The sequence below is a fragment of the Labedella phragmitis genome (assembly GCF_004078635.1).
Classification (GTDB): Bacteria; Actinomycetota; Actinomycetes; order Actinomycetales; family Microbacteriaceae; genus Labedella; species Labedella phragmitis.
The window spans coordinates 639,373-663,931 of record NZ_RZNB01000001.1 but is presented as its reverse complement, the minus strand read 5'-3'; the positions used below and the strand labels follow the sequence as shown (position 1 = coordinate 663,931).

Sequence of the window (24,559 nt, the reverse complement as noted above, 5' to 3'; positions counted from 1 at the left end):
TCCGGACCGGATTGCGACCTCAGCCCGTCACGACGACGGCACCAAGGAGCGAGAGACCGCCGAGGACGACGGTGGAGACGCCGCCGACGGCGAGTCCACGACCGCCCGTCTTGACGAGCCGGGGGATGTCGATCCCCGTCCCGAGCCCGAACATGGCGGCGGCGAGCAGCCAAGTCGCGAGCACGGAGCCGGCCGCGACGACCCCGTCGGGCACGAGACCCGTCGACCGCACGAGCACGAGCGCGAGGAAGCCGACGACGAAGAGCGGGACGATGGGGGGCCGTGACCCCGTGCGAGCGGACCCCTCCGCTTCGACGCGCCGAGCGTCATCGGTCGCACCACGATCGCGGTCCGCTCGGCGACGCTCCCCCAGCGAGACGAGCGCGGCCATCGGCGCGAGCAGGACCACGCGACCCAGCTTGACCACGGTGGCGACGGCGAGCGCGACGGCGCCCGCCGTGCTCGCGGCCGCGACGACCTGCGCCACCTCGTGCACGGCGAGCCCCGCCCAGATGCCGAAGGTCTCCGGCGACAGGCCGAGCGCCGTGCCGACGAGCGGCAGCGCGACGATCGAGAGGGATCCGTACAGCGTCACCATGGCGACCGAGGTCGCCACCTCCTCGTCGTCAGCGTCCACGACCGTCTGCATGCCGGCGATGGCCGACGCGCCGCAGATGGAGAACCCCGCTGCCATGAGCATGGCTCCTGCACGGCTCAGGCCGAAGCGCACCCCGACGAACATCGTGACGACGAAGCTCACGGCGACGCACACGAGGATGAGGGCGAGCACCGGTAGCCCGAGGGCCCAGATCTCCGGCAACGACAGCTGGAGCCCGAGCACGACCACGCCGATGCGCAAGAGCCTCTTGGTGGCCACCTGGATGCCCGGCCGGATGACCGGGTGGAAGAGCCCGAGGTTCCGGACCAGCACCCCGAGCGCGAGCGCGATCACGAGAGCGCCCACCACGTTCTGCAGTCGACCGAGCACGACGGCGACCGTCACCACGAGCGCCATCACGGCGATTCCGGGAGCGAGCCGTGTGACGCTTCTCGCGAATGTCGTGGTCATGCATCCTCCTCAGGGCCGGCGGCGCGCCCCGCCGAATACACCGGCACGCCCCGCCGCCACACCGTCTCGACGATCGGGACCCCGGGCCTGTACGCGAGATGGACCACCGACGGCGCGTCGAGGACGACGAGATCCGGTCGCTTTCCGACCGCGAGCGAGCCGACGTCCTCACGGCGCAACGCCGCCGCCCCTCCCGCGGTGGCCGCCCAGACCGCCTCGGCCGGCGTCATCCGCATGTCACGGACGGCCACGGCGATACAGAAGGGCATGCTCGTCGTGTAGCTCGACCCCGGGTTGCAGTCGCACGCGAGAGCGACGGTCGCGCCGGCGTCGAGCAGCCGGCGCGCGTCGGGATACGTCGCTCGCGTGGAGAACTCGGCTCCCGGAAGCAGGGTCGCGACCGTCGACGAGCCGGCGAGCGCCTCGATGTCCTCGTCCGTCGCGAAGGTCACGTGATCGGCCGACGCCGCTCCGACCTCGACGGCGACGCGCACGCCGTCGCCGTGACCGAGCTGGTTGGCGTGGATTCGGGGCAGGAGCCCGCGCGAGATGCCCGCGGTGAGGATCTCCCTCGCCTGGTCGCCGTCGAATGCGCCGCGGTCGCAGAACACGTCGATCCACTTCGCATGCGGAGCGCACGCGTCGAGCATCTCGCCCGCGACGAGCGACACGTAATCGTCCGGGCGACCCGCGAACTCCGCCGGAACGACGTGGGCACCGAGGTACGTGGACTCGGCGGTGACGGAGCCGATCGCACGAAGGCTCCGCCGCTCGTCGTGCACCGTCAGTCCGTACCCCGATTTGCTTTCGATCGTGGTGATCCCGGAACGCAACGCCTCCGCCGCGAGCCGACGCGCGTGCGCGGTCAGCTGCCGGTCACTCGCCGCACGCGTCGCCGCGACGGTGCTGCGGATGCCGCCGGCACCGTACGGCTCCCCTGCCATGCGCGCGGCGAACTCGTCCGCGCGGTCCCCTCCGAACGCGAGATGGTTGTGGCTGTCGACGAACCCGGGCAGCACGGCGCGTCCGTCGACGTCGACGATCTCGTCCGCGAGCCCCTCGGGGACGTCGGCGGCCGCGCCGACCCACAGGACGCTCTCGGCGTCGAACGCGATCGCGGCGTCGCGCAGCGCGCCGAGGAGCCCGACGTCGTGCTCCGGGTCGTTGGTGATGAGCTCTCCGACGTTCGTGACGACCGTGACGGTCACGCGCTGATCTCCTCTGTCACTGCGGCGATCGATCTCCGGAGTTCTCCAGCGACGTCGGGCAGCGCGATGTGCCGCCCACCACTGACGACGATACGACCCCCCACGACGACGTCGCTCACATCGGCGGCCGTCGCCGCGAAGGCGACGGTCTCGAGCACCGAGTCGGGCGCATACCCGGCGGTGCGCACCGAGTCGAGCCGCACGGAGACGAAGTCCGCCACCATCCCGACGGCGAGTCGTCCCGCGTCGTCCCACCCGAGAGATCCGGCGCCGTCGAGCGTCGCGGCCGTGAGCAGCTCCGCCGCCGTGAAGTGGCCGCGGTTCCGGCTCACGAGTCTCTCGTCGAGCTCGACGCCCCTCGCCTCCTCGAACAGGTCGATGACGGCGTGGCTGTCACTTCCGAGAGTGAGCGGCACGCCGTGAGCGGCGAGCTCCACCGACGGGCCGACACCGTCTGCGAGATCCCGCTCCGTCGTGACGCAGAAGCACACGCTGGTGCGCTCGCGCGCGATCAGCTCGACGTCCTCGTCCGTGAGGTGCGTCGCGTGCACGGCCGTGGTCGAGCGGCCGAGCACCCCGTTCTCGGCCAGGTGTCGAGTGGGCGTGCGCCCGTACACACGCTCGCAGTCGGCGTTCTCCGCCGGCTGCTCCGACAGGTGCACGTGCAGGGGCGCCTCGTGCTCGCGCGCCCACGCCGCGACGACGGGGAGCTCGAGCCCGGGCACCGCGCGCACGGAGTGCACGGCGGCGCCGACGCGCACGGTCGCGCTCGTGAACCGCTCGCGCGCCGACGACGCGCGCACCGCCCACCGCTCGGCCGTGCCGTCCCCGAAGCGGCGCTGCTCGGCCGACAAGGGCACGTGGGTGGTGTCGGTGCCGAAGCCACCCGTGAGGTAACAGGTGTCGAGGAGCGTCAGGCGGATGCCGGCCTCGTCGGCGGCTCGCACGATCGCGTCGCCCATCGCGGCCGGATCGTCGTACGGGGCGCCGTCCGGGCGGTGGTGCACGTAGTGGAACTCGCCGACGGTCGTGATCCCCGCGAGCAGCATCTCGGCGAAGGTCGCGCGGGCGAGCCGATGGTAGCTCTCCGGATCGAGCCTCGTTGCGACGGCGTACATGCGCTCGCGCCACGTCCAGAAGCTCCCGCGGTCGGCTTGCGTCCGCCCGCGCAGCGCACGGTGGAAGGCGTGCGAATGGCCGTTCACGAGGCCGGGGAGGACGAGACCGTCGAGTCTCGAGACACCGTCAGGAGGCGAGTCGACACCGGACGTGACGGCCACGATCCGGTCGCCGTCGGTCTCGATGAGGACGCCCGGTTCCGCGCGCTCGCCGCCGAGCCAGGCGAACTCCGCCCACCAGGTCGTCATCGTGCCGCACTCGCGAGGGGGCGGGTGAGCAGATCCTGAAGCACCACGGCGAGCGCGGCGACGCCCTCCACACAGTCCGCCTCCGTCGCCTGCTCGAGAGCACTGTGGCTCACCCCTGTCGGGTTCCGCACGAAGAGCATCGCCGTCGGCACGGTCGCTGCGAGGATGCCGGCGTCGTGACCGGCCGCCGTGTGCATCACGGGCGAGTCCATCCCGGCATCGGCGAGCGCCCCAAGGAGCCGGCCGCGCAGCCCCGCGTCGAAATCCACGACTCCCGTCCACGACTCACGCTCGATCGTGAGCCGCACCCCGTGCTCCGCCGCGAGCGTCTCCGCTTCCGCCGTGGTCGCCGCGATCACGCGGTCGACGTCGTCCCGTGTCGCACCGCGCGCGTCGAGCCAGGCGTCGACGCGCGTGGGGATCGCGTTCGTGCCGTTCGGCTGCACTCTGATGCGGCCGAAGGTCGTGACGGCGTCGGTCTGCGCCGCGATGGCGCGGGCCGCCGACACGACTCCGGCGAACGGCAGCATGGGATCGCGGCGATCGGCGATGGCCGTGGTTCCGGCGTGGTTGCCTTCGCCGTCGAAGCGGAGGTGCCAGCGTCCGTGCGGCCAGATACTCGTCGCGACGCCGACTGGGGCGTCGCCGAGCGCGAGGTGCCGACCCTGTTCGACGTGGAGTTCGACGAACGCTCCGATGCGACGGGTCGCCTCGACATCCGCGCCCAGGCCCCGCGGGTCGATCCCCGCACCCGCGAGCGCCTCGGCGAGAGTGACGCCGTCGTCGTCGGCGAGCGCGAGCGCCTTCTCCGGCGCGACGGCACCGGTGAGGAGACGGGAGCCGAGGCACGCGAGGCCGAACCGGGATCCCTCCTCCTCGAAGAAGTTGACGATCGCGAGAGGGCGAGAGGGACGCACGCCCGACGCGATCATCGTGTCGAGGGCGAGGAAGGCGCTCACGACGCCGAGGGGGCCGTCGAATGCGCCTCCGCCCGGCACACTGTCGAGGTGGCTGCCCGTGACGATCGCGTCGTCCGACGGGCTCCCCCACCACGCCCATTGGTTGCCGTTGCGATCGACCTCGACGCCCATGCCGCGGCGTTCTGCCTCGGCGACGAACCATTCGCGCAACTCGAGGTCGACGCGCGTCCACGCGAATCTGTTGTAGCCGCCGGTCCGGCCGTCGCGGCCGACCGGCTCGAGCTCCGCCCAGGTCCGGTCGAACGCCCGGCGGGACCGCGTCAGGACGGACTCAGGACTTTCCCGCACGCGTCCGCCCCTCGTTCATGGGGATGCGCACGCCGCGCTCATGCGCCACATCGGCTGCACGGTCGTAGCCCGCGTCGGCGTGTCGGATGACGCCCATGCCCGGGTCGTTCACGAGCACACGGGAGAGCTTCTCCGCCGCGAGGGGCGTGCCGTCCGCGACGATGACCTGGCCAGCATGGATCGAGCGCCCCATCCCCACGCCGCCGCCGTGATGGATCGAGACCCAGCTCGCGCCCGATGCGACGTTGACCATGGCGTTGAGGAGCGGCCAGTCGGCGATCGCGTCCGAGCCGTCGAGCATCGCCTCCGTCTCACGGTAGGGCGACGCGACGGAACCCGAGTCGAGGTGATCCCGACCGATCGCGAGAGGGGCCGAGAGCTCTCCGGAGGCGACCATCTCGTTGAACCGGAGGCCGGCGAGGTGGCGTTCGCCGTAGCCGAGCCAGCAGATGCGCGCCGGCAGTCCCTGGAACGCGACGCGCTCACCCGCCATCGTGATCCACTTCCGCAACGACTCGTTCTCGGGGAAGAGCTCGAGGATCGCTCGGTCGGTCGCGGCGATGTCGGCCGGGTCGCCCGAGAGCGCCGCCCAGCGGAACGGGCCCTTGCCCTCCGCGAAGAGCGGGCGGATGTACGCGGGCACGAACCCGGGGAAGTCGAAGGCGCGCTCGTAACCCGCCGTCTTCGCCTCGCCGCGGATCGAGTTGCCGTAGTCGAAGACCTCGGCACCGGCATCCTGGAACCCCACCATCGCCTCGACGTGCTTCGCCATCGATGCTTGCGCACGACGCGTGAAATCCTCGGGATCGGCCGCGGCCTCCGTCGCCATGTCCTCGAACGCGGTTCCCACCGGGAGGTACGACAGGGGGTCGTGAGCGGAGGTCTGATCGGTCACGATGTCGATGGGCGCGCGGCGCGCGAGAAGCTCGGGCACCACGTCCGCCGCGTTGCCCAGCACTCCGATCGAGAGCCCGCGCTTCGCGTCGCGCGCCTCGACCGCGAGCTCGAGCGCCTCGTCGAGGCTCGACGCTGCGACGTCGAGGTAACGGTGTTCCACCCGGCGGTCGATGCGGGACTGGTCGCAATCGATGCAGATGGCGACGCCGTCGTTCATGGTGACAGCGAGCGGTTGAGCACCGCCCATGCCCCCGAGCCCGGCGGTGAGCGTGATGGTGCCGGCGAGCGTGCCGCCGAACCGCTTCGCGGCGACAGCGGCGAAGGTCTCGTACGTGCCCTGGAGGATGCCTTGCGTGCCGATGTAGATCCAAGAGCCCGCGGTCATCTGGCCGTACATCGTGAGCCCGAGGTGCTCGAGCCGACGGAACTCCTCCCAGTTCGCCCAGTCGCCGACGAGGTTGGAATTCGCGATGATGACTCGCGGGGACCACTCGTTCGTCCGGAAGACGCCGACCGGCTTGCCCGACTGGACCAGCAGCGTCTCGTCGTTCTCGAGCGTCGTGAGCGTGTCGATGATGGCGTCGTACGCATCCCAGCTCCGAGCGGCTCGGCCCGTACCGCCGTAGACGACGAGGTCGTCGGGGTGCTCGGCGACCTCGGGGTCGAGGTTGTTCATGAGCATCCGCATGGCCGCCTCTTGCGGCCACCCCTTGCAGGTGAGCTCGGGGCCACGGGGGGCGCGGACGGGGCGGGCGGTACCGGAATCCTTCGGCAGTGTCATCGCGGGACTTTCGTGTGGTCGTGGTTCGGGGTGGATCGATGCGGGCTCCGATGACGCGCGCGGGGACAGGAGATCCGGAGCCCGCGCGCGCCATGGAGAGTGTGGATCAGAGGAGGCCGTACTCCGTCAGGAACTCGGTCGCGACGCTCGCGCTGTCCTGCTTGTCGACCTGGACCTTCGCGAGGTACTCCGTGAGGTTCTCGGTCGTGAGCGCCTCGGACACACCGTTGAGCGCCTCCTCGACCTCGTCGGTCAGCTTCGATTCACGGATGATCGGCACGATGTTCTCGGCGAGATAGAGGCTCTTGGTGTCCTCGAGGACGACGAGTCCCTCGGTCTCGATGGCCGAGTCCGTCGAGAAGATGTTCGCGACATCGGCCTCACCACTCAGGAGGGCCTCGAGCGTGAGGGGTCCTCCTGCGTCGAGGGGCTTGAACTCACCGAACTCCACACCGTAGAGCTCCTTGAGTCCGATGAGCCCGACGTAGCGCTCCGCCCATTCGGGCCCGGCCGCGATGCTCAGCTCTCCGGCCACGGGCTCGAGGTCCTCGATCGTCTCGAGGCCGTACTGCTCGGCGGTCTCGGCTGTCACGCTCAGTGTGTCCTTGTCCTGAGCCTCGGACTGCGGAAGCGTCACGATGCCGTCGGGCATGACGTCCTGGAGCGCGTCGTACACGTCCTCCGGCGATGTGACGCCCTCCGGCGCCCCGCCATCGACGAGCGCCGAGAGCAGCGCTCCGTTGTATTCGGGGAGCAGGTCGATGGATCCGTCCTCGAGCGCTGCGAGGTAGAGCTCGCGCGCACCGATGTTGAACGTGCGTTCGACCTCGACGCCCGCCGCCTCGATCGCCTGCGCGTACATCTCGGCGAGCAGTTCGCTCTCCGGGAAGTTGGCGGAGCCGATGGCGATGGTCCCCGAGTCGGGCTGCGACGAGGCGCCCTCGTCCGACGCGAGCGGGTCGCCCGCACAACCGGAGAGGGCGACGCCGATGGCGCCGGCGAAGGCGATGGCGGCAAGGAACTTCTTCGACATGGAGCTGTGCCTTTCGATCGACGGTCTCACGCGGCGGTGCCGCTCGAGACCTCTGTGAGGGGGGACGGGTGTGCCACTCGCGCACGGCGGGTGACGGCGCGGCCAGAGACTCCTGGCGAGACCACGACGCGCTGAAGGAGCTCAGCGAGAAGATCGATGAGGATCGCGAGCGCCGCGACGAGGACGGCGCCGGCGACGACGCGGTCGTACTGATTGAGGGCGAGTCCGTCGACGAGCAGTCGGCCGAGCCCACCGAGGCCCACATACGCCGCGACGGTCGCCGTGGCGACCACCTGCAGCGCGGCGTTGCGCAGTCCGCTCATCATGAGCGGGAGCGCCATGGGCACCTCGACGGTGAAGACGGTCTGGAGCTCGCGCATACCCATTCCGCGCGCCGCATCGACGGCCGCCGGGTCGACGGCCCGCAGACCGGCGTACGTCGACGTGAGGATGGGCGGGATCGCGAGGATCACGAGGGCGATGAGCGCCGGGAACAGTCCGCCACCGATGAGCACGACGAGGAAGCTGATGAGGCCGAGGGTCGGAAGGGAGCGCCCCACGTTGCCGGCGTTGATCGCGACGAACGCGAGCCTGCCGGTGTGGCCGATGAACAGCCCGACGGGGATCGCGATGGCCGCCGCGATCACGAGGGCGAGGGCGGTGTAGAGGAGGTGCGTCCCGATGAGCTCCGGGATGCTCGTCACCGCGGAGTCCGTCCAGTTCTCGGGATCCAGGAGGTATGGAGTGTCGGTCGCGAGCCGCACGATCATGAGCGCCCCTTCACTCGGGTCCAGGGCGTCAACCGGCGCTGCACGAGGACGATGACGAGGTCGCACAGCACCGCGAGGAGTACGGAGAGCACGATGCCGACGATGATGGGGTCGAGGTAGCGCAGCTGGAGTCCACGCGTGAAGAGGGCGCCGAGCCCTCCGACGCCGATGAGGGCGCCGACGCTCACGAGGCTGATGTTCGCGACGGTCGCGACACGCAGGCCCGCGAGCATGACGGGAAGTGCGATGGGCAACTCGACCTCGAAGAACCGGCGGATCCTCCGGTACCCCATCGCGGACGCCGCCTGCGTGACGATCCCGTCGACGGAGCGGAGCCCGTCGGCGACGACGCGCACGAGCAGCGCCACCGTGTAGACGGTGAGGGCGACGATGATGTTGATCGGCGAGAGGATCTTCGTCCCGATGATGCCGGGGATGATGAGGAAGAGGGCGAGGGACGGGATCGAGTAGAGCAGGCCGCTCACATTGAGGAGCGGGTGGTAGAGCCAGCCGTACCGCACGGCGAGGAACCCGATCGGCAGGGCGATGAGCGCTCCCAGCACGATGGGCACGAGGGCGAGCATGATGTGCTGGCTGAGCGCGGCGAGGATCACATTCTCGTTCGCGATGACGTAGTCGATCATGCCGTCGGCTCCGCGCGACGTCGTCGGCGCTCGTCGAGCTGGCGGACGAGGCTCGTGTGACGGATGACCCCGACGGCCGCACCGTCGACGTCGACCTGGACGGCGATGCCGACCGGGGACGAGATCGCGAGATCGGTCACGAGTCGCAGCGAGTCGCCGCGAGTGAACGTCCCGCCGTGCGGGATCGGCGCTGAGGTGTCGCCGAGGCCGGGACCCGCCCAGCCGACCGGCCGGCCCGCGTCGTCGAGCACGAGGATCTCTCCGCCCGTTGACACGCTCGCGACGGAGTCGATCACGAGTTCGTCGGCGGAGTCGAACGACAGGCTCCGGAACCCCCGATCGCGGCCGACGAAGTCGGCCACGAAGTCGTTCGCGGGCTTCTCGAGCAGCTCTTGCGGTGAGCCGAACTGGGCGAGATGCCCGCCCTCGCGGAAGACCGCCACCATGTCGCCGAGCTTGATCGCCTCGTCGATGTCGTGCGTGACGAATGCGATGGTCTTGCCGAGTTCGGCCTGTAGCCGGAGAAACTCCGCTTGGAGACCCTCGCGCACGATCGGGTCGACGGCACTGAACGGCTCGTCCATGAGCATGACGGGCGGATCGGCGGCGAGAGCCCTCGCCACGCCGACGCGCTGCTGCTGTCCGCCGGAGAGCTGTACGGGGTATTTGTCGGCGAGGCTCTCCGAGAGACCGACGCGGCGGAGCAGGTCGATCGCCGTCGCCCGTGCTGCCTTCCTGCCCACTCCCGTGAGCCGCTGCACCGTTCCGATGTTCTCGACGATCGTCCGGTGCGGGAACAGCCCGGCGTGCTGGATGACGTAGCCGATCCCTCGGCGCAGGAGCGCCTCGTCCTGCGTCGTGACGGGTACGCCGTCGATGAGGATCTCGCCGCTCGTGGGCTCGACCATGCGGTTGATCATCCGCAGGGACGTCGTCTTCCCGCACCCGGACGGACCGACGAAGACGGTGATCTTGCCCGTCGGCAGCTCGAGGTGGAGATCGTCGACGGCCACGGTCCCGTCGGGGAAGACCTTGCTGACTCCGTCGAAGGTGATCACGACTGGGCTCCCGGGTTCACATGATCCGGATCGGATCGGGCTGAATAGGTTGATTCATAGTGGACCGCCCGTGAATAGGGGGTCAACTTTTTCGCGCTAGTTTTACGTGAACGAAACATCGACGAGAGACGGTGACGTCATGAGCCCATCGATTCCGCCCCCGCCCGCGACACCCGAGATCGTGCTCGACGGCACCCGCCTCACGGCCGCGGAACTCGCCGCGATCGCGCGCTCGCGGGCCTCCCCCCGCGTCGATCCGACCGCATGGGAGCGCGTCGCGGCCGCGCATGAGGGCCTCGTGAGGGCGCGACGCGACGGGGCCGTCTACGGGGCGAACACGGGTGTCGGCGCCAACCGCGGTGTGAGCATCGGCGACGCCTCGGACGCCGTGACGGCGTCCGCGCACGCGAAGCGGCTCCTCGGAAGCCACTGCGCGGCGGTCGGGCCCATCGAGAGCGACGACGTCGCCCGCGGCGCGATGGTCGTCCGACTCAACCAGATCCTCGCCGGCGGCTCCGGCGTGAGCTCGGCACTCGCCCGCGGGCTCGAGGACGCCATCCTCGCGGACTCGGTGCCGACGCTGCACGGGTGGGGAGCGATCGGGACGGCCGACCTCTCCGTACTCGCCGAACTCGCGTTGACCCTCACGGGTGACCGGCCGTGGGCGCAGCGTGGCATCGCTCGCGTCGCCCTCGCGGACTCGGACGCGCTCCCCTTCATGAGCTCGAGCGCCCTCACGATCGCGACGGCGGCGATCGCGGCCGCGGACGCCACTCGGCTCCTCCGCGCGAGCCTCGTGGTCGCCGCGCTGACGCACATCGCCCTCGACGGAGCAGCGGAGGCGTACGACGCAGCCGTGCACACCGCGGTCCGGAGACCCGGGCAGGCTGAGGTTGCGGCGATACTCGCCCGGCTGACGTCGGGGTCGCGGGGCGGGGCGCCCGCTCGATTGCAGGACCCGTTCGGGTTGCGCGTCGTTCCGCAGGTGCACGCCCCGGCGTCCGAGTCGCTCACGGCCCTCATCGCGCTCGTCGAGGCCGAGGCGAACGGCGCCGCCGAGAACCCGCTCGTCGGCCCTGACGCGGTCCTGCACCACGGCCAGTTCCACCTCGCCGCGCTCGCGGCGGCGCTCGACTCCGCCCGCACGAGCCTCTACCCCGTCCTCACGCTCTCCTCCGCTCGGCTCGGTCTTCTGCTGCGACCGGAGGTCAGCGGCTTGCGGCCGTTCCTGTCGTCCGTCGACGCCGGGAGTTCTGGACTCATGATCACCGAGTACGTCGTGCAGGACGTCCTCTCGACGCTGCGCACCGATGCCGCGCCCGTGAGCGGCGGAAGCGTGAGCATCTCCCTCGGACTCGAGGAGCATGCGAGCTTCGCCACCCAGGGCGCGCGTGCTCTCGGGCGGATGGTCGCCGCGGCGCCGACGGTCGTGGCGGTCGAGGCCGTCGCCGCGGTCAGGGCTCTTCGCAACGCACCGGAGAGAGTCGTCGGGACGCCCGTCGAGGGCGCATACGAGCAGCTCGCAGACGCCCTCGACCCGGAGGAGACCGATCGCCCGCTCGGTCCCGACATCGAGCGGGCCGTCGCGCTACTCGGCGGACTCGCCGATTTCGCTTGAGTCGCGCTGCAGAGCGCGGTAGTTCTCGATGACACTCACGTCGTCCATCGGACGCAGCTCGTCCGCGTAGCTCACGGACTTGCGGCGCATCACGCCGTTCCGGCCGATGGCGTACTGCCCCATGCGCCAGAGCGGCGGAGAGTACGCGTGGATCGAGACCGACCCGTCGACCGCTCCGCTCATCCGGTGGATGTGGTCGGGGCCGAACGTGAACACGCGGCCGGCCTCGACGACGCGCGAGACGGGCTCGCCTCCCATGCGCGGGTTCGCCTCGGTGACGGCGCCCTGAGCGACCGCGACGGCGCCGGAGGAGATGTCGTGGTCGTGCCATCCCGTGTCGTCGCTCGTGTCCCAGCACAGGAGCCACACGTCGATGTTGCTGTCGCGGTAGAGCGATGCGAAGTGCCGCTGTCCGCCGCCGTGCGCGACGTAGTCCTGCCACAGGTCGGGACGTTGGGCGAGCTCCTGCGCCCACACCTTCAGTTCGGACCTCGTGAGGATCCTGTCGGGGACGGAGGGGACCTGCTCGGCGGAGAGGACGGCGCTGCTCGGGGTCTTCGCAGCCGTCGACGTGGTCGCGGTGGTCGATTCGGAGATGGTCATCTGTGTGCTCCTGTCAGAAGGTGGAGTGGATTGGCGGAGAAGAGGGCGTGCGTGAACGCGTGCCCGAGGCCCGGATCGACGGGCCGCGCGTACGGCCGATCCGATCCGTGGACGAGCGGGTCGACGCCGACGACGCGGATCGTCGCATCGATCGCCCTCGTGTCGTACGAGGACGTCTCGTAGTACACGAGCGGATCGATCGAGCCGAATTCGCCTCCCCTGGCACCGAGACGCTCGTGGTGGAGCGGCGCGAGGCCGGCGAGGGCCACGAAGGCGATGCGGAGCCGCGGGTGTCGAGAACGGCCGGCCGCATGCCAGGCGAACCAGGAGGCCTGCTGCTGTGCGACGTAGGGGACGAGCGCTGGCCACCACCCGGGTGCATCACCGAGGGGCTGGGCCGGTCCGGGATGCACGAGCACGGGCTTCGCGGCCCGCTCGACGACGTCGAGCACGGGACCGAGCCGCTCGACGTCGGCGGGGCTCGTCATCGCCGTCGCCGGCAGCTGCAGGCCGACGATGCGCGGGTGGCGCAGGATCTCGCCGAGACCGTCGAGGTCGAAGTCCTCGACCGGGGTCGCAGCCCAGACGCGGAAGGGATCGCCGAGCAGGACGGCGGAGTCGTGCCAGATCGAGATGAGGTCTCGAGCCTCGTCGGCGGGGAGGTGCTCGATCCCGAGGGGGCTCGAGAGCGAGACCAGGACCTGATCCTTGCCCTCGGCGAGCTCGACGCGTCGACGCGCGTCGACGTCGTGGGCGACGGGGTCGACGGCGTATGGGGGCTCTCCGGCGAGAAGCAGCTCCCAGTCGCGGAGCATCGGCACGGCCGTCCTGCTGCGCAGCGCGTCGATGAAGGCCGCCGGCCACACGTGCTGATGGCAGTCGATTGTCACGCGGTGTCCTCTTGTCGAGCGCGACGCCGAATGCGTCGTCGTGTGAAGTGAACCGGTTCACAACACGTCGTGTCAAGTACGCGACGTTTCAGCCGTGTAAAACCTCCTGACGACGATCGGAGCAGGGGAGCCTATGCTTGTCGCGTGACAGCGGCGCGGCGGACCACCCTCCAGGATGTCGCGGACGCCGCAGGGCTCTCGAAGGCGGCGACATCATATGCTTTGCGCGGCATGCGCGGATCCCGTGAGACGCAGGAGCGGGTTCGCGCGGTCGCGGCGGCGCTCGGCTACACCGTGAATCCCGTCGCCAGAGCCCTCGCGAGCGGCCGCAGCGGGACGGTCGGCATCGCCGGATCCCTCGGAGACATGTGGCAGCAGGGGCTCACCGTCATGCTCTCGAGCGCGCTCCGCGACATCGGCCAATCCTCGTCGATCGCGGATATCGACGCGTCTCCCGAGCGGGAGTCCGCGGCGCTCACCGCGTTCGCGGCGCAACGTGTCGACGGCATCATCACTCTCCCCGCCGGACCGTCGGGGTCGTACTGGGCAACGGTCCCCGGCGACGTCCGGGTCGTCTCGATCGGCGACTCCCTCGCCGCCAGGCCGCGGTCGGCCAGCGTGCTGTTCGAGAACGAGTACGGCGTGTCGACAGCGCTCGGCCGCTTGGCCGACCTTGGTCACCGCTCCATCGGTGTCCTCGCTCCGGCGCTCCCGACGACGCCGGGTCGTCCCGCCGCACTCCTCGCGCAGACCGTCGGCCGCGCTCTCGGAGTGCGGGTCGTCGTGACGGCGTCGCCCGCGTCGGTCGCGGGCGCGGCGCAGACGGCCGGCGGCATCCTCCGATCCCAGCCGACCGTCACGGCACTGTTCTGCCTGAGCGACTCGATCGCGTTCGGCGCCTACAGGGCCGCGCGCGAGGCGGGCCTCGACGTCCCGACGGACCTCTCCATCCTCGGCTACGACGACAGCGAGCTCGCTTCGCTCGTGAGCCCCCCGCTCACCACGTTCGCCTGGGACGAGCAAGCGATCGTCGACACGGCCCTCGGCTTCCTCTCGAGCGACGACGGCGAATGGTCGCCTCGAACGACCACGTTCCGCCCGGATTTCGTCGAACGCGACTCGACCGCCCCTGCACCGGCGCGCACCTGATCACGGCGATCAGCCGGCTTCCCCGGAATCGCTTCCCCATCCGCTCGCGAGCAAGCGCGTGAGAGCGGCGATGTCGCGTCCGAACGGACGATCGACGACACCGTCCGCCACGACGGCGTCAGCCGCGGCGAGCGGGCCGTCCGGGTCGGTGTCCGCTCCCGAGAGCCGCACGGCGTGCACGACGGCGAGCAGCTCGGACGCGATCACATCCCGGACGAGCACGATGGCATGCGCCGCCTCGACGGCCGCTGCGACCGAGTGGCTCTGCACGTCCTCCTGGCCGAGTGAGGTCTCGCGAGCGCCTATGCTCACGGGGGCGGCGCGGCGGTGGAGCTCGTGCACGACTCCGACGGCGTGCTTGTGCACCACGACCATGCCGGCGTGCGCGCCGGGGTGAGCCGAGAGTTGCCGGGCGAGGCCCGTGACCCTGTCGTCGAGGAGGCGGTGCAGCCGCGCCACGGAGAGCTCGGCGAGGTGCACGAGCGCGACCCTCAGCGCGTCCAGGTCCGCCGCGAGCTCGAACCCGTCGAAGCCCGCCGTGCCCACGAAGCGGCCGCCGAGATACGCAGGCGAGTCGGTCACACCCGTCAGCGAGCGCTCGATCGCCGCGTCGAGAGCGTCGGTCGCCCTGACCAGGTGCGCGAGCGCGCTGCCCACGACGCGGAACGACAACGGCGCCTGCAGCGCTCGCGGCGCCGCGCCGTCGCGCACCCGGGACCTGATCGCCGCGAGGACACGCGCGAGTACGTCGTCGCCGCGTGCCACCTCGGGGGAGAACGTGTCGAGCGACGCCCCGATCACGCCGAGTGCCCCGGCCACGACGACCGTCGTCTGCTCGGCGACCATCCGGGCGTCCGCGGACCGCAGGGCCGCGAGGGCCGTCGTGACCGGGACGCCCTCCAGCATCGCCACCCCCTCCTTCGGTCCCAGAGCGAACGGGGCGAGACCGACGGCGGCGAGCGCGGTCGCCGCCGAGAACGAACCGCCGGCCGAGCCGGGGTCGAGCACCTCGCCGGAACCGGTGACTGCCCCTCCGAGGTGCGCGAGCGGGATGATCTCCCCCGCCGCGCCGATGCCCGATCGCGGGATCGCGGGGAGTATGTCGCGGTCGAGCATCTCGACGAGCCGATCGACGAGCTCGGCGGAGACGCCGACGTCGCCGAGGAGGAAGGTGCCGATCCGCGCGACGAGGACGGCTCGTGTCTCGCGCGCGCCGAGCCACTCGCCATGCCCAACGGCTCGCGCGAGCATGAGGTTCTCCTGATGCTGCGCCTGCTCCGCCGCCGTCAGACGGATCTCGCTCGCGGCCCCCATCCCCGTGGTGACGCCGTAGACCGGACCGCCGGACTCGAGTGCGGCGAGGACCTCGGCGCGACGCGAGCGCAGCGCCTCGCGCAGCTCATCACCGATCGTGAGGCGTGCGCCGTCAGCGACGGCGAGCAGCGCGCGACGGTCGAGGTCGTCCGCCGCGCGCACCACAACGTCGCCCATCGGGCTTACCGGTACCGCAGCATCGTGCCGACATCGGCCTGCTGCGCTCGATCGAGGATCAGATGCGCGAGTGCGACGTCGAGGATGGAGAGTCCCCGATGCCAGAGCAGGATGCGCTCATCATCGCTCTCGCGTCCGGGCTTCTGTCCGCTGACGATCTCGCCGAATTGCGCATAGAGCGTCTCCTCCGAGAGCCTCCCGGTGTCGACGTGGGCGCGGAGCGCACCGAACCGGCCGGAGCGCGCCTCACGCCAGTCGTCGACGACGACCTTGTCCATGACGTCGAGCAGATCGAGTTCCACCGCGCTGATGGTGCCGTAGGGCACGACGAATGCTCCAGCCTTGACGACATCGGTGCGCAGAAGCGGGCTCGGCTCGGTGAGCCGAGTCGCCTCCACCAGGATGTCGGCGTCGTCGAAGGCCTCGTCCGCGGTCTCGACGACCCGCACGGGAGTGTCGATCTCGGCCCTCAGCCGCTCAGCGAACGCCTCGCGAGACTCGGGCCGCTTGCTCGTCACTCGGATCTCGTCGAGGTCGAAGAGGCTGTCGAGCATCGTGACGTTCGAGAACGCCGTACCGCGGGCGCCGACGTGGCCGAGGATCTTCGAGCCTGGCCGCGCGAGGTGCTTCGCGCCGACCGCCGTCATCGCGCCGGTCCGCGCTTCCGTGATGAGCGTCGCATCCATGACAGCCAACGGGACGCCCGTGGTCGGGTCGAAGAGAGTCGCCATCGCGAGCTCGCTCGGCAGGCCGAGCGTGTAGTTGGGGACGAAGTCGCCGACAACCTTCACGCCGCTCACGCCGTGGTCGCCGAGCGACGACACGTGGCCGCGGAGCACGTTGAAGTGGCCGATGCCGCCGTTGTCGGGCATGAGGTGCATGCGCGGCTCGAAGACCGTCTCTCCGCGACCGTGCGCTGCCATGACGCCATCGATCGCCGCGATGATCTCCGAGCGGGTGAGCTCGAGGCTGTCAATGTCCGGACCGGAGAGGAACCGGAGCCAGATCTCGCGTTCGTGTGTACCGGCCATGGGAACTCCGTCTCTGCTCGCGGTGAAATCGACGCGTGCGAACCACGGCGCGCCACGCTGTGAATTATTCCATACACTATGTGTCGAGCATGTTTCATTTTATTCAGTTCGGGCGCGGTGATACGTTCTCGCCCTCGACGGCAGGGAGAATAGCTCCGTGAACGACCGACCGGCCATCGAGCGCACGCGAGCGTGGCTGCTCGGGCTCGTGCACGAGAACCGGCTCTCGCCGACCCAACGACGCACCATCCACTACATGCTGGATTCGCTCGCAGACGTCGCGTTCGCGTCGACCGTCGACGTGGCTGCCGCTGCCGGCGTCAGCCAGCCGACCGTCACCCGCCTCGCCACGGCGCTCGGCTTCAGCGGCTACCCCGAGTTCCGCAGTGCGCTGCGCGATGAGCTGTTCGACCCCACCGACTCGGACCAGGATGCGCCCGTGCTCTCGTCGTCGTCCGCGGCCCTCGCCTCGGAGCAGGACAACATCGCGAGCCTCGAGCACACCCTGTCCAGCGAGCGGATGACGAGGGCGGTCGACGTGCTCGCCGGAACGCAGCCGCTCGGAATCGTCGGCCTGCGCGCGTCGTCGGCCCTCGCCGAGTACTTCGGGTACTTCGCTCGCCGAGTACTCCCCGACGTGCACGTGCTCAACGAGGCGGCGACCCTCGACGACGGGATCCTGCAGCTGCACCGCAACGGCGCGAGCGCTGTGCTCGCCTTCGTGATGCCGCGTTACCCGTCCGCAACCGTGCGGGCCCTCGCGGATGCGAAACGGCTCGGGATGGCGACCGTTGCGATCGTGGACACGCCGCTCGTGTCGTTCGCCGACGACGTGGACTCCCTCCTCGTGGCGCCCGTCGGCACGGACCTCGTCTTCGACAGCCACGCCGCTTCCATCGTGCTCGCGATCTCGCTGCTCGACGCGATCGCCGGCCGCGACGCACGCCGCACGCAGGAGCGACTCGAGGAACACGAGGAGCTCGTCGAGCGCTGGGCGCACCCGGAGCGCTGACCCCTGCCCCGCCGGGTGCCCGGTCTCTCCGTCGGAAGCGGCGTCACGTCCTCGAGTACATGCGGCGGAGCGGAGCGGAGCATGATGCTGCTTTCCTCGCCTCACGCCAATGCCGATCGAGACGGTACGCGCACCCGATGACCCGCGATGCGCGCAGCCTGATCGCCTCCGGCTCATGGACGGGGTCCACCACACACCGCCGCGTCCCGAACGGCGTACGCGAACGTCCGCGCCGCCTGCCAGGCCTCCGGCATGACCTAGTGAACGGGCGCATGGCCTCCCCCTCCCCCTCCTCCGCAGCGACCCGCCGTCCCGCCGGTCGGTCGATCCCGACGCAGAAACCGACCATCCGCGCAGGCCTGGGCAGCGCAGGTCCGGTCGGCGAGACGGAAACTAGGGCGATCCGTCGTGGCGGGCACGTCGACGGGATCGACGGGACGCGCCCCAGAGAACTGAGCCGCCGAGGAGCAGGGCGGCCGCCACCGTGAGTGCCCACGCCGTCATGGTCGAGCCCGTGACGGCGAGGTCGCCGCCGGGGGTCTCGCTTCCCTCGCCGGAACCCGGAGGCTGCGGGTCGCCCGGGTCCGCGCCAGGCGGTGGCGTCCCGGGCGGTGGCGTCCCTGGCGGTGGGGACGGCGAGGGCGACGGCGACGGCGCTTGCAGTCGATTCGTGATCACGAGTTGGGTGTCGCTACCGAGTTCCGCGGTGAACGACTCCCCGAGCGTGTAGGACTGTGGCGGGCCGCCGTCGACGATCAACTCCGCCGTCGTCGTGACGGCCACTCCTTCGGCCGCCCCGGATGCCGATTCCGTGACGATGCAGTCGACGTTCCTGTCGATCACCGCGATCCCGCTGTCGCCCGCACCGCGTCCCGCCGGGATCGAGAACGGGCCGCCGATTCCGTCGGTGCACGCCACGTCGATCTCGGCCTCACCGGGCCGAAGCTCCTCGTCCGGGGTGGTGTTCTTCACGACGGAGAGCGTCCCGTACGGCTGATAACGGTTCACGAAGTGACACGTCGCATGGGGGTTCGACGGCGTCAAGGCGACGAGGACGCCTGCTCGCCGAAGGTCGACCTGGATCGAGTTCGGGCCGCAATCCGCCGACGCGAGCTGCCAGAACCCTCCGGCGTCCGGGGCGGGCAGTGTCTCGCGGATGAGGTAGCGCGACCCCGGCGCCGCCGAGACCCCCGTGATCGACGGGGACGCCGTGACCGGTTGTCCCGGGCTGGTCGTGACAGCGGCGGGCGCGCCGACCGCCTCGAGGTTCGCGTTCGGGGAGATCACCGAGAACTCGAACCGCCCGGTGCCGCCCTCCGACGTCTTCACGATGTCGATCGACCCCGAGGGAGTGAAGGAGTTCGTGAAGAGACAGGAGACGTCGCTTCCCGGAACGGCCGTATAGCTCGCCGTGGCCGAGGTGGGCTGATCGGACGGCGTGTTCACGACGGGCACGGACGCGCCGTTGCAGACGGCCGAGGTCATGCGCCATGTCCCGGGGCCGGTGCTGCTCGTGTCCGTGGGCATCGTCTCCGTCGCCGTGTACGCGCCGGACGGCGCGCCGTCCGAAGTGGCGAAGACCACCGGCGTACCGGGGGTGGTTGTCACGGCCGTGACGTCCTGCTCCACACCGGGACCGGCGATGGTGAAGGGGAAGCTCCCCACACCGCCGATCGTCTGCTTCCCTGTCGCGCCTTGATCGCCACGTGCCGCACATGGTCGGGGTAGTCGTGCGTCGCGTCCGCTTGAATCGGCATGAGAGCCCGAGCGATCGAATCCATATTCGATCACCACGTCGCGAGCTCGAGCGTGCGCTCGCACGTACGTGGACTTGCCCGACGCCGGCGGCCCGATGACGACGACGATCGACGCCCCCCCCCTAGCCGCTCATGACCCGGTTCTGACGCTTCGAGTTGCACGCCTTGCATGCCGGCCTGTAGTTCTCGAGCACGTCGGCTCCACCATGCGAGTAGGGCACGACGTGATCCTTCGTCGTCGCCACCCTCGTACAGCCCTTGAGGCGGAGGTGGCACTCACGGCCGTACGTCTCGAGCACCAGTTGAGCCACGCGCCGAGATGCGGGGCCGCCGCGCCTGCTAGCAGCCATGACGGTCGCCCTGCAATGATGAGCCAATGTCAGCTAATAGCACTCGTGCCGAGCGGTCCACGCTTCTCGCTCTATGGGCCTGCGCGGTCGCCGTGTGGGTGCTTACGCTGATTGTTTTCTTCTGGGTTGAACCCGGCACCTTGGGGCAGTTTCTATGCTTCGTCCTCATAGCGGTGGGCGGGCTCCCAGTCACGATCTTTCGCCAGTTCACGAAGCGCCCGCGCGACGAATAACGCCCTCAGTGCCGCTTGAGCGGCCCTCGAGGCACCAGGCGTGCACGTCCGCCCAGGTGTAGCGACCGATTGCCCCACTTTGATGAACTTCGGCCCCGGCCGGTCTTGCGGAGCTTGGCGAGCCGCTCGGTGGTGACCTGTAGCCAGTCGGCTACCTCCTCGGGTGTCGCGAGCATATTGGCGGCCATTTTCTGGCTCCTTCCCCCACCGGATCTTCACGTCGAGGTGCCGTCGGGCGTCTCGTGCTCGCAGGACGAGCCACGCGATGGTGAGCACGCCACCGGCGATCCATGCGAACTCCGGGGCATCGTCCCGGGGATCACTGGCCCCTCAGTTCACGGTGGCGGATCGACTGCGCAAGGCGCGCGAGCTCACGGGGCTCGATCAGGGCGAATTCGCCGCGCGTGCCGGCTTCGCGAGGACGACGGTCGTCAACTACGAGCTCGGGCACCGCGTGCCTCGCGCGCTTTACTTGCGCGCATGGGCGGACGCCTCAGGCGTCGAAGGCCCCGTCCGAGGACGGGGCCGAACCTTCTACTGTCTCAACCAGTGTGCGCCCGGAGGGATTCGAACCCCCAACCTTCTGTTCTGTAGTCCCTGACCTCGGCGCAGACGACGTACGAGCTATCTGGGCGGCTGAGGACGCAATGGCTGGCCGGGCAGCTTGATGTTCGTAGACCTGGGTGGTGGCGGCGGGGGTACGAGCCGTCGAGTAGAGCGCACCTTGCCCCGACTCGTTTTGCGCCACTCGATGGTCACCGTCTCGTCATCGGTCCCGTACCGACGCGCAGCAAAAGCCTTCACCTCATCACCCGGCGCAACTCGCTCGAACCGGTTGGGTTTTCCCCCGTCCGACCAATGCTGCGGAAGTTTCACCGTGACGTCGAATGCGTCACGGGGCTGCCGGTTCCTCAGCGTGTACGCATCACCGTCGAAGTGCTCGAAGTCCCATGTTTCGAGTAAGCCGAGCGCCCTGTCCGTCCGCCAGGATCGATATGCGCCGTACAAACCCCCAAGCACTGCTACCGCCCACGCAATCCACCCATACCACTCCATGCCGTCGAGTATGACGGTGCATGGGCGAGTCGACGGCGACACGCGAGGCCGAGCCCTGTATTGGGGGGCATGACGATGCGGAGGAGGGAACGGCCCGTCCGGTTGGATGGAACGGTGATAGCGCATTCATGGCGAGGGGCCATCGACGACTATCTTGACGCGCAACGTGCCGGGGCCTACCCGGCGACGACGGTGAATGCGCGTCGACAGCACCTCGAACACCTCGCCCGTCGTACCCATGTTGATCCCTTCGAGCTCACCCCGCGCGAGCTCATCGCGTACGCCGCAGCGCAGTCATGGATGCCCGAGACGCGGCGTAGTCGGCGCAATACACTGCTGTCGTTCTACAGGTGGGCGATCGCAGACGGCCGCGCCGTGACGAATCCCGCCGAGGCATTGCCCCGCGTCAAGGCGATCATCCCGCCGGCACGGCCGATCCCAACGCCTCTCTACGAGGCCGCTCTCCGAAAAGCAGACGAGCGGACTGGGCTAATGCTGCGCCTCGCGTACGACGCCGGCCTCCGGCGTGGCGAGATAGCCGTCGTCCACTCCGACGACCTGATGCAGGACCTCGACGGGTGGTCGCTACTCGTACATGGGAAGGGCGGGAAGCAACGCATCGTGCCGCTCACTCGCCGCCTCGCCCTCGATCTGCGAGCGGCTGGCTACGGCTACGTCTTCCCCGGCGCGATCGACGGGCACCTATCCCCGCGGCGCGTCAGCGAGCTCGCCGTCGATGTCCTGCCCACACCGTGGACCATCCACACTCTGCGCCACTCGTTTGGCACGAGGACGCACAACCTCGCCGGTGACACGTTTGTCGTGCAAGAGCTCCTAGGGCACGCCTCCCCGGCGACCACGAGACGCTACGTTCTGACGGATCGTAGCCGGCTTCGGGCGACCGTGGATGCGGCCGCCGGCTACTCGAGCTCGAGCCCGTATGGGCGAGAGTCGAGGTCGGCAGCCTCGTCCATTGGGAGTCGATAGGGTCCTCTGGCTGCTCGGTCAGACGCTCACGACGATGGCCACGATCGCCGCCCCGAGCGATGCCAGACCGATCGCGAGTGAGCTCCACGAGATGATGCGCGAGTGACGTTCGCTTTTCTCTGCGGCTTCCTGGGCACTCTTAGCAATCGCGAGGTTTTGCTCCATAGCCGTGAGCAGAGACGACAGCCGCTCTGCCGACTCTTCGGCGGCCGTGGCGGCGCGGCGCGCATGCGCGACCTGTTCTGAATGCCGCTGAGACTCCGCCGAAGCCCGGAGCACCGCGGGGTCCACTGGGTAGTAGGTCATGGCTCCATAGTGCAGCACCGGAACGCGCCGCCATAGCGTCTTAGTCGCCTACCGCTTGGCGTGCCGCCCCGCTGACGGCGTGTTCGCCGGCGCGGCGTAGGTGATGCCGAATCCGGCGAGCACGCCGAGCCCGACGAGGCACCAGTCGACCGGTGACATGGCCCCGTCAGCGAGAGCCGTCACGGCCGCCGTGAGGCCGCCAGCGAGCCCACCGCCGATCGCCTTCGATACCTTGTTGATCTGTTCCATTTCGGTATTCCTCCAATTGGTGTCGCGGGATGGTGTCCTCGAGCTCGCGCCGAATCTCGCGATCCGCGCCGCGGAGCTCTCCGATGTCGGATCGGAGCCCGCGAATGTCGCGGCCGTGGGTCTGCTGCACGTCCTCGAGACGTTCGACGGCGGCGTGCGTGGTCTTGCTCTGCGCGAGCACGGTGTCGAGGTCGTCACGCAGGTTGCTGCTGTGGTCGTTCTTCACTTGGTGTCGGATGGCGTTGACCTTGCCGTTGAGCAGAGCTCCGAGCACGAGGGTGACGACGCCGTTGACGAGGCCGATGAGAGCGACGAGTACGGCGTCGCTCATGAGCTACGAGGCGGCGCGGATGATCGCCTTGCGAGTGAACGCCGAGACGGTCTTGGGCTCGGGAAGCTTCTGCCCGTGCTGTTCCTCCCAGACGCCACGCCATGCGTCGTAGGACTCGCGGCTCGGGAATGAGTGCTTCCATCCGCCGCCGGCCACGGTGATCGTCTTGCCGTACTGAATGATGAGGGGCATTTCTTCGTCTTCCTTGTTGGGGGTGGTCGGGTTGCTCGGGGCGGGCGCTGACAGTGCCCCCCGCTCGATGTAGGCGGCGGGATCGACGGCGACGCCGTTGACACGCACCGTGAAGTGCAAATGCGGCCCCGTGGTCGCGGACCCGGTGCTACCGACGTGACCGATCGTCCGGCCCTCCTTGACGACGGCTCCGGGCTTGAACGCGGGCTTTTCTCTGAGGTGGCAACCGCCGAAGGTGTCGCCGTTGGGCCGGCGGCACGTGATCCACCATCCGCCTTTGTCCGTCCAGAACACGCTCTGGACCACGGCGTCCGCAATCGCGAGGAACGGCGTGCCGGCGCCCACGGGGTAGTCCTGGGCGGCGTGGAACGTGGACGCGCCCTCGGTCGGTGCCTCGCGAGGGCCGAAGCCGCTGCCGGCGAGCTCGCCGCTCGGTTTGCGGGGCGGGCTGGGGACGGGATGACGCATGGGGTGTCTCCTTCTCAGACGGGTTCGGCGTACTTGACCGTCAGCCGGGGCAGGGTGAACGGCAACGCCGTGGTGGTGTCGTGGAGCGCGACGATCTTGATCGACTCGCCGGGCAGCACGACGACGGTGGTGGATAGGGGCACTTCCATGCCGGACCCCGTGTAGGCGGTGTTTCGGGGAATGTCCTGGCCGTAGGCTCGGCCGTTGACCTCGGCCCTGAACGCGCGCGTGGTGCCCCCTGAGCGGCCCGTGAACCCGACGCGAGCCGAGATGTCGTAGACACCGGGGAACGGTGGGGTGATCGAGTCGTCACCGAAGGACCACCCGCCGTGGTTCACGAGGGGGCTTTCGGCCATGCGGAACATGCCCGTCTTGGGCGTCCAGACGTTCGGGTCCATTGAGGTCGTTGTCACCACGGCGTTGTCGAGGACGGGAACGCGGCCGGCGACCGGATACCAGCCGGCTTGACGCGCTCCGCCGGGGTTGGTGCTTGCGTTGTAGAGCGCGAAGTAGCGTTCCGTCCATCCGCGGTCCGTGCGGATGGCCGACGCGCCGCGCCGCTGCAACGCGAGCTGCGAGGCCGATGTCGTCGGCACGCCGAAGTGCGCGTCTCGAGCGGCCGCGGTGGCGGCCACGATCGCGTCCGGGTTGGTGGCCGCGGGGACGCCGGCGGCCCTGAGGGCGGCCTCGACGCCCTCAGCCAGCGCTTGCATGAATCCGGGGAGTCTGTACGCCTTGTCG

The 24,559-nt window shown here is 69.7% G+C and carries 23 protein-coding genes and 1 pseudogene; 5 read left to right on the top strand and 19 right to left on the bottom strand.

Annotated elements, in window-relative coordinates:
* Positions 1-19: 19 nt before the first annotated feature.
* The 9 genes from ELQ90_RS03250 to ELQ90_RS03210 form a co-directional block, all read right to left on the bottom strand.
* Positions 20-1,069, bottom strand: coding sequence for a YeiH family protein (locus ELQ90_RS03250; protein ID WP_128493809.1), 1,050 nt, complete (start codon positions 1,067-1,069; stop codon positions 20-22).
* The gene (gene hutI / locus ELQ90_RS03245) at positions 1,066-2,277 is read right to left on the bottom strand and encodes an imidazolonepropionase (RefSeq protein ID WP_128493808.1); all 1,212 of its coding nucleotides are present in this window, start codon (positions 2,275-2,277) and stop codon (positions 1,066-1,068) included. Before hutI ends, ELQ90_RS03250 begins: the two co-directional genes overlap by 4 nt.
* A complete protein-coding gene (locus ELQ90_RS03240; RefSeq protein WP_128493807.1) occupies positions 2,274-3,644 on the bottom strand; it encodes a formimidoylglutamate deiminase in 1,371 nt (456 codons plus the stop codon). The genes hutI and ELQ90_RS03240 overlap by 4 nt, the downstream gene beginning before the upstream one ends.
* Entirely contained in the window at positions 3,641-4,912 is a 1,272-nt protein-coding gene (locus ELQ90_RS03235; protein ID WP_243695975.1) for an allantoate amidohydrolase, read from the bottom strand. Before ELQ90_RS03235 ends, ELQ90_RS03240 begins: the two co-directional genes overlap by 4 nt.
* Entirely contained in the window at positions 4,896-6,590 is a 1,695-nt protein-coding gene (gene hutU, locus ELQ90_RS03230; RefSeq protein ID WP_128493806.1) for a urocanate hydratase, read from the bottom strand. The genes ELQ90_RS03235 and hutU overlap by 17 nt, the downstream gene beginning before the upstream one ends.
* 106 nt (positions 6,591-6,696) lie before the next feature.
* A complete protein-coding gene (locus ELQ90_RS03225; RefSeq protein ID WP_128493805.1) occupies positions 6,697-7,623 on the bottom strand; it encodes an ABC transporter substrate-binding protein in 927 nt (308 codons plus the stop codon).
* A 26-nt stretch (positions 7,624-7,649) separates the two neighbouring features.
* Positions 7,650-8,393: an ABC transporter permease gene (locus tag ELQ90_RS03220; protein ID WP_128493804.1), complete on the bottom strand. Its 744-nt coding sequence runs from the start codon at positions 8,391-8,393 to the stop codon at positions 7,650-7,652.
* Positions 8,390-9,037, bottom strand: a complete 648-nt coding sequence (locus tag ELQ90_RS03215; protein WP_128493803.1) for an ABC transporter permease — start codon at positions 9,035-9,037, stop codon at positions 8,390-8,392. The genes ELQ90_RS03220 and ELQ90_RS03215 overlap by 4 nt, the downstream gene beginning before the upstream one ends.
* A complete protein-coding gene (locus ELQ90_RS03210; RefSeq protein WP_128493802.1) occupies positions 9,034-10,095 on the bottom strand; it encodes an ABC transporter ATP-binding protein in 1,062 nt (353 codons plus the stop codon). The genes ELQ90_RS03215 and ELQ90_RS03210 overlap by 4 nt, the downstream gene beginning before the upstream one ends.
* 139 nt (positions 10,096-10,234) lie before the next feature.
* Between ELQ90_RS03210 and ELQ90_RS03205 the strand changes: the two genes are divergently transcribed.
* Positions 10,235-11,713: an aromatic amino acid lyase gene (locus ELQ90_RS03205; protein ID WP_128493801.1), complete on the top strand. Its 1,479-nt coding sequence runs from the start codon at positions 10,235-10,237 to the stop codon at positions 11,711-11,713.
* Here the strand turns inward: ELQ90_RS03205 and ELQ90_RS03200 are convergent.
* Together ELQ90_RS03200 and ELQ90_RS03195 are read right to left on the bottom strand one after the other, a co-directional pair.
* The gene (locus ELQ90_RS03200) at positions 11,684-12,316 is read right to left on the bottom strand and encodes a cysteine dioxygenase (protein WP_128493800.1); all 633 of its coding nucleotides are present in this window, start codon (positions 12,314-12,316) and stop codon (positions 11,684-11,686) included. The two genes, ELQ90_RS03205 and ELQ90_RS03200, sit on opposite strands and share 30 nt — an antisense overlap.
* Positions 12,313-13,206 carry an amidohydrolase family protein gene (locus ELQ90_RS03195; RefSeq protein ID WP_128493799.1) on the bottom strand — a complete coding sequence of 298 codons (894 nt, stop codon included), beginning with the start codon at positions 13,204-13,206 and terminating at the stop codon, positions 12,313-12,315. Before ELQ90_RS03195 ends, ELQ90_RS03200 begins: the two co-directional genes overlap by 4 nt.
* Before the next feature lie 144 nt (positions 13,207-13,350).
* On the opposite strand from ELQ90_RS03195, the gene ELQ90_RS03190 reads away from it, so the two are divergent.
* Positions 13,351-14,355: a LacI family DNA-binding transcriptional regulator gene (locus tag ELQ90_RS03190; protein WP_128493798.1), complete on the top strand. Its 1,005-nt coding sequence runs from the start codon at positions 13,351-13,353 to the stop codon at positions 14,353-14,355.
* A gap of 9 nt (positions 14,356-14,364) precedes the next feature.
* Here ELQ90_RS03190 and ELQ90_RS03185 read toward each other — a convergent pair whose 3' ends face one another.
* Positions 14,365-15,846 (bottom strand): aromatic amino acid ammonia-lyase, encoded by a 1,482-nt coding sequence (locus tag ELQ90_RS03185; RefSeq protein ID WP_128493797.1) that lies wholly within the window; start codon positions 15,844-15,846, stop codon positions 14,365-14,367.
* A 5-nt stretch (positions 15,847-15,851) separates the two neighbouring features.
* Positions 15,852-16,877 carry an ornithine cyclodeaminase family protein gene (locus ELQ90_RS03180; protein ID WP_128493796.1) on the bottom strand — a complete coding sequence of 342 codons (1,026 nt, stop codon included), beginning with the start codon at positions 16,875-16,877 and terminating at the stop codon, positions 15,852-15,854.
* Between the two features lie 157 nt (positions 16,878-17,034).
* Between ELQ90_RS03180 and ELQ90_RS17170 the strand changes: the two are divergent.
* Positions 17,035-17,271: pseudogene (locus ELQ90_RS17170) on the top strand (MurR/RpiR family transcriptional regulator); the annotation flags it as partial.
* 1,011 nt (positions 17,272-18,282) lie between these two features.
* Here ELQ90_RS17170 and ELQ90_RS16525 read toward each other — a convergent pair.
* Positions 18,283-19,680 carry a prealbumin-like fold domain-containing protein gene (locus tag ELQ90_RS16525; protein ID WP_424980795.1) on the bottom strand — a complete coding sequence of 466 codons (1,398 nt, stop codon included), beginning with the start codon at positions 19,678-19,680 and terminating at the stop codon, positions 18,283-18,285.
* Positions 19,681-19,768: 88 nt separating this feature from the next.
* A complete protein-coding gene (locus tag ELQ90_RS17080) occupies positions 19,769-19,996 on the bottom strand; it encodes an HNH endonuclease (RefSeq protein WP_128493790.1) in 228 nt (75 codons plus the stop codon).
* A gap of 498 nt (positions 19,997-20,494) precedes the next feature.
* Here ELQ90_RS17080 and ELQ90_RS17165 point away from each other — a divergent pair, with 498 nt between their 5' ends.
* Positions 20,495-20,830 (top strand): helix-turn-helix domain-containing protein, encoded by a 336-nt coding sequence (locus ELQ90_RS17165; RefSeq protein ID WP_128493789.1) that lies wholly within the window; start codon positions 20,495-20,497, stop codon positions 20,828-20,830.
* Between the two features lie 524 nt (positions 20,831-21,354).
* Entirely contained in the window at positions 21,355-22,272 is a 918-nt protein-coding gene (locus ELQ90_RS03140; RefSeq protein WP_128493788.1) for a tyrosine-type recombinase/integrase, read from the top strand.
* Positions 22,273-22,290: 18 nt separating this feature from the next.
* Here the strand turns inward: ELQ90_RS03140 and ELQ90_RS03135 are convergent, their stop codons facing one another.
* From ELQ90_RS03135 to ELQ90_RS03120, 4 genes are all read right to left on the bottom strand, one after another.
* Complete coding sequence (locus ELQ90_RS03135) at positions 22,291-22,578, bottom strand: hypothetical protein (protein ID WP_128493787.1); 288 nt, start codon at positions 22,576-22,578, stop codon at positions 22,291-22,293.
* A 166-nt stretch (positions 22,579-22,744) separates the two neighbouring features.
* Positions 22,745-23,158, bottom strand: coding sequence for a DUF2746 domain-containing protein (locus tag ELQ90_RS03130; RefSeq protein WP_128493786.1), 414 nt, complete (start codon positions 23,156-23,158; stop codon positions 22,745-22,747).
* Between the two features lie 3 nt (positions 23,159-23,161).
* Positions 23,162-23,818 (bottom strand): M23 family metallopeptidase, encoded by a 657-nt coding sequence (locus tag ELQ90_RS03125; protein WP_128493785.1) that lies wholly within the window; start codon positions 23,816-23,818, stop codon positions 23,162-23,164.
* 14 nt (positions 23,819-23,832) lie between these two features.
* On the bottom strand, positions 23,833-24,531 hold the full coding sequence (locus ELQ90_RS03120) for a hypothetical protein (protein WP_128493784.1): 699 nt from the start codon (positions 24,529-24,531) through the stop codon (positions 23,833-23,835).
* Between the last annotated feature and the right edge of the window lie 28 nt (positions 24,532-24,559).

Bases quoted from the DNA above. Each gene is read 5' to 3' on its own strand.
- ELQ90_RS03200 (WP_128493800.1), bottom strand. From the start codon at position 12,316: ATGACCATCTCCGAATCGACCACCGCGACCACGTCGACGGCTGCGAAG.
- ELQ90_RS03220 (WP_128493804.1), bottom strand. From the start codon at position 8,393: ATGATCGTGCGGCTCGCGACCGACACTCCATACCTCCTGGATCCCGAG.
- ELQ90_RS03130 (WP_128493786.1), bottom strand. From the start codon at position 23,158: ATGAGCGACGCCGTACTCGTCGCTCTCATCGGCCTCGTCAACGGCGTC.
- ELQ90_RS03135 (WP_128493787.1), bottom strand. From the start codon at position 22,578: ATGACCTACTACCCAGTGGACCCCGCGGTGCTCCGGGCTTCGGCGGAG.
- ELQ90_RS17080 (WP_128493790.1), bottom strand. From the start codon at position 19,996: ATGGCTGCTAGCAGGCGCGGCGGCCCCGCATCTCGGCGCGTGGCTCAA.
- ELQ90_RS03140 (WP_128493788.1), top strand. From the start codon at position 21,355: ATGACGATGCGGAGGAGGGAACGGCCCGTCCGGTTGGATGGAACGGTG.
- ELQ90_RS03180 (WP_128493796.1), bottom strand. From the start codon at position 16,877: ATGGCCGGTACACACGAACGCGAGATCTGGCTCCGGTTCCTCTCCGGT.
- ELQ90_RS03120 (WP_128493784.1), bottom strand. From the start codon at position 24,531: ATGCAAGCGCTGGCTGAGGGCGTCGAGGCCGCCCTCAGGGCCGCCGGC.
- ELQ90_RS03250 (WP_128493809.1), bottom strand. From the start codon at position 1,069: ATGACCACGACATTCGCGAGAAGCGTCACACGGCTCGCTCCCGGAATC.
- ELQ90_RS03125 (WP_128493785.1), bottom strand. From the start codon at position 23,818: ATGCGTCATCCCGTCCCCAGCCCGCCCCGCAAACCGAGCGGCGAGCTC.
- ELQ90_RS17165 (WP_128493789.1), top strand. From the start codon at position 20,495: ATGGTGAGCACGCCACCGGCGATCCATGCGAACTCCGGGGCATCGTCC.
- hutU (WP_128493806.1), bottom strand. From the start codon at position 6,590: ATGACACTGCCGAAGGATTCCGGTACCGCCCGCCCCGTCCGCGCCCCC.
- ELQ90_RS03185 (WP_128493797.1), bottom strand. From the start codon at position 15,846: ATGGGCGACGTTGTGGTGCGCGCGGCGGACGACCTCGACCGTCGCGCG.
- ELQ90_RS03215 (WP_128493803.1), bottom strand. From the start codon at position 9,037: ATGATCGACTACGTCATCGCGAACGAGAATGTGATCCTCGCCGCGCTC.
- ELQ90_RS03225 (WP_128493805.1), bottom strand. From the start codon at position 7,623: ATGTCGAAGAAGTTCCTTGCCGCCATCGCCTTCGCCGGCGCCATCGGC.
- ELQ90_RS03205 (WP_128493801.1), top strand. From the start codon at position 10,235: ATGAGCCCATCGATTCCGCCCCCGCCCGCGACACCCGAGATCGTGCTC.
- ELQ90_RS03240 (WP_128493807.1), bottom strand. From the start codon at position 3,644: ATGACGACCTGGTGGGCGGAGTTCGCCTGGCTCGGCGGCGAGCGCGCG.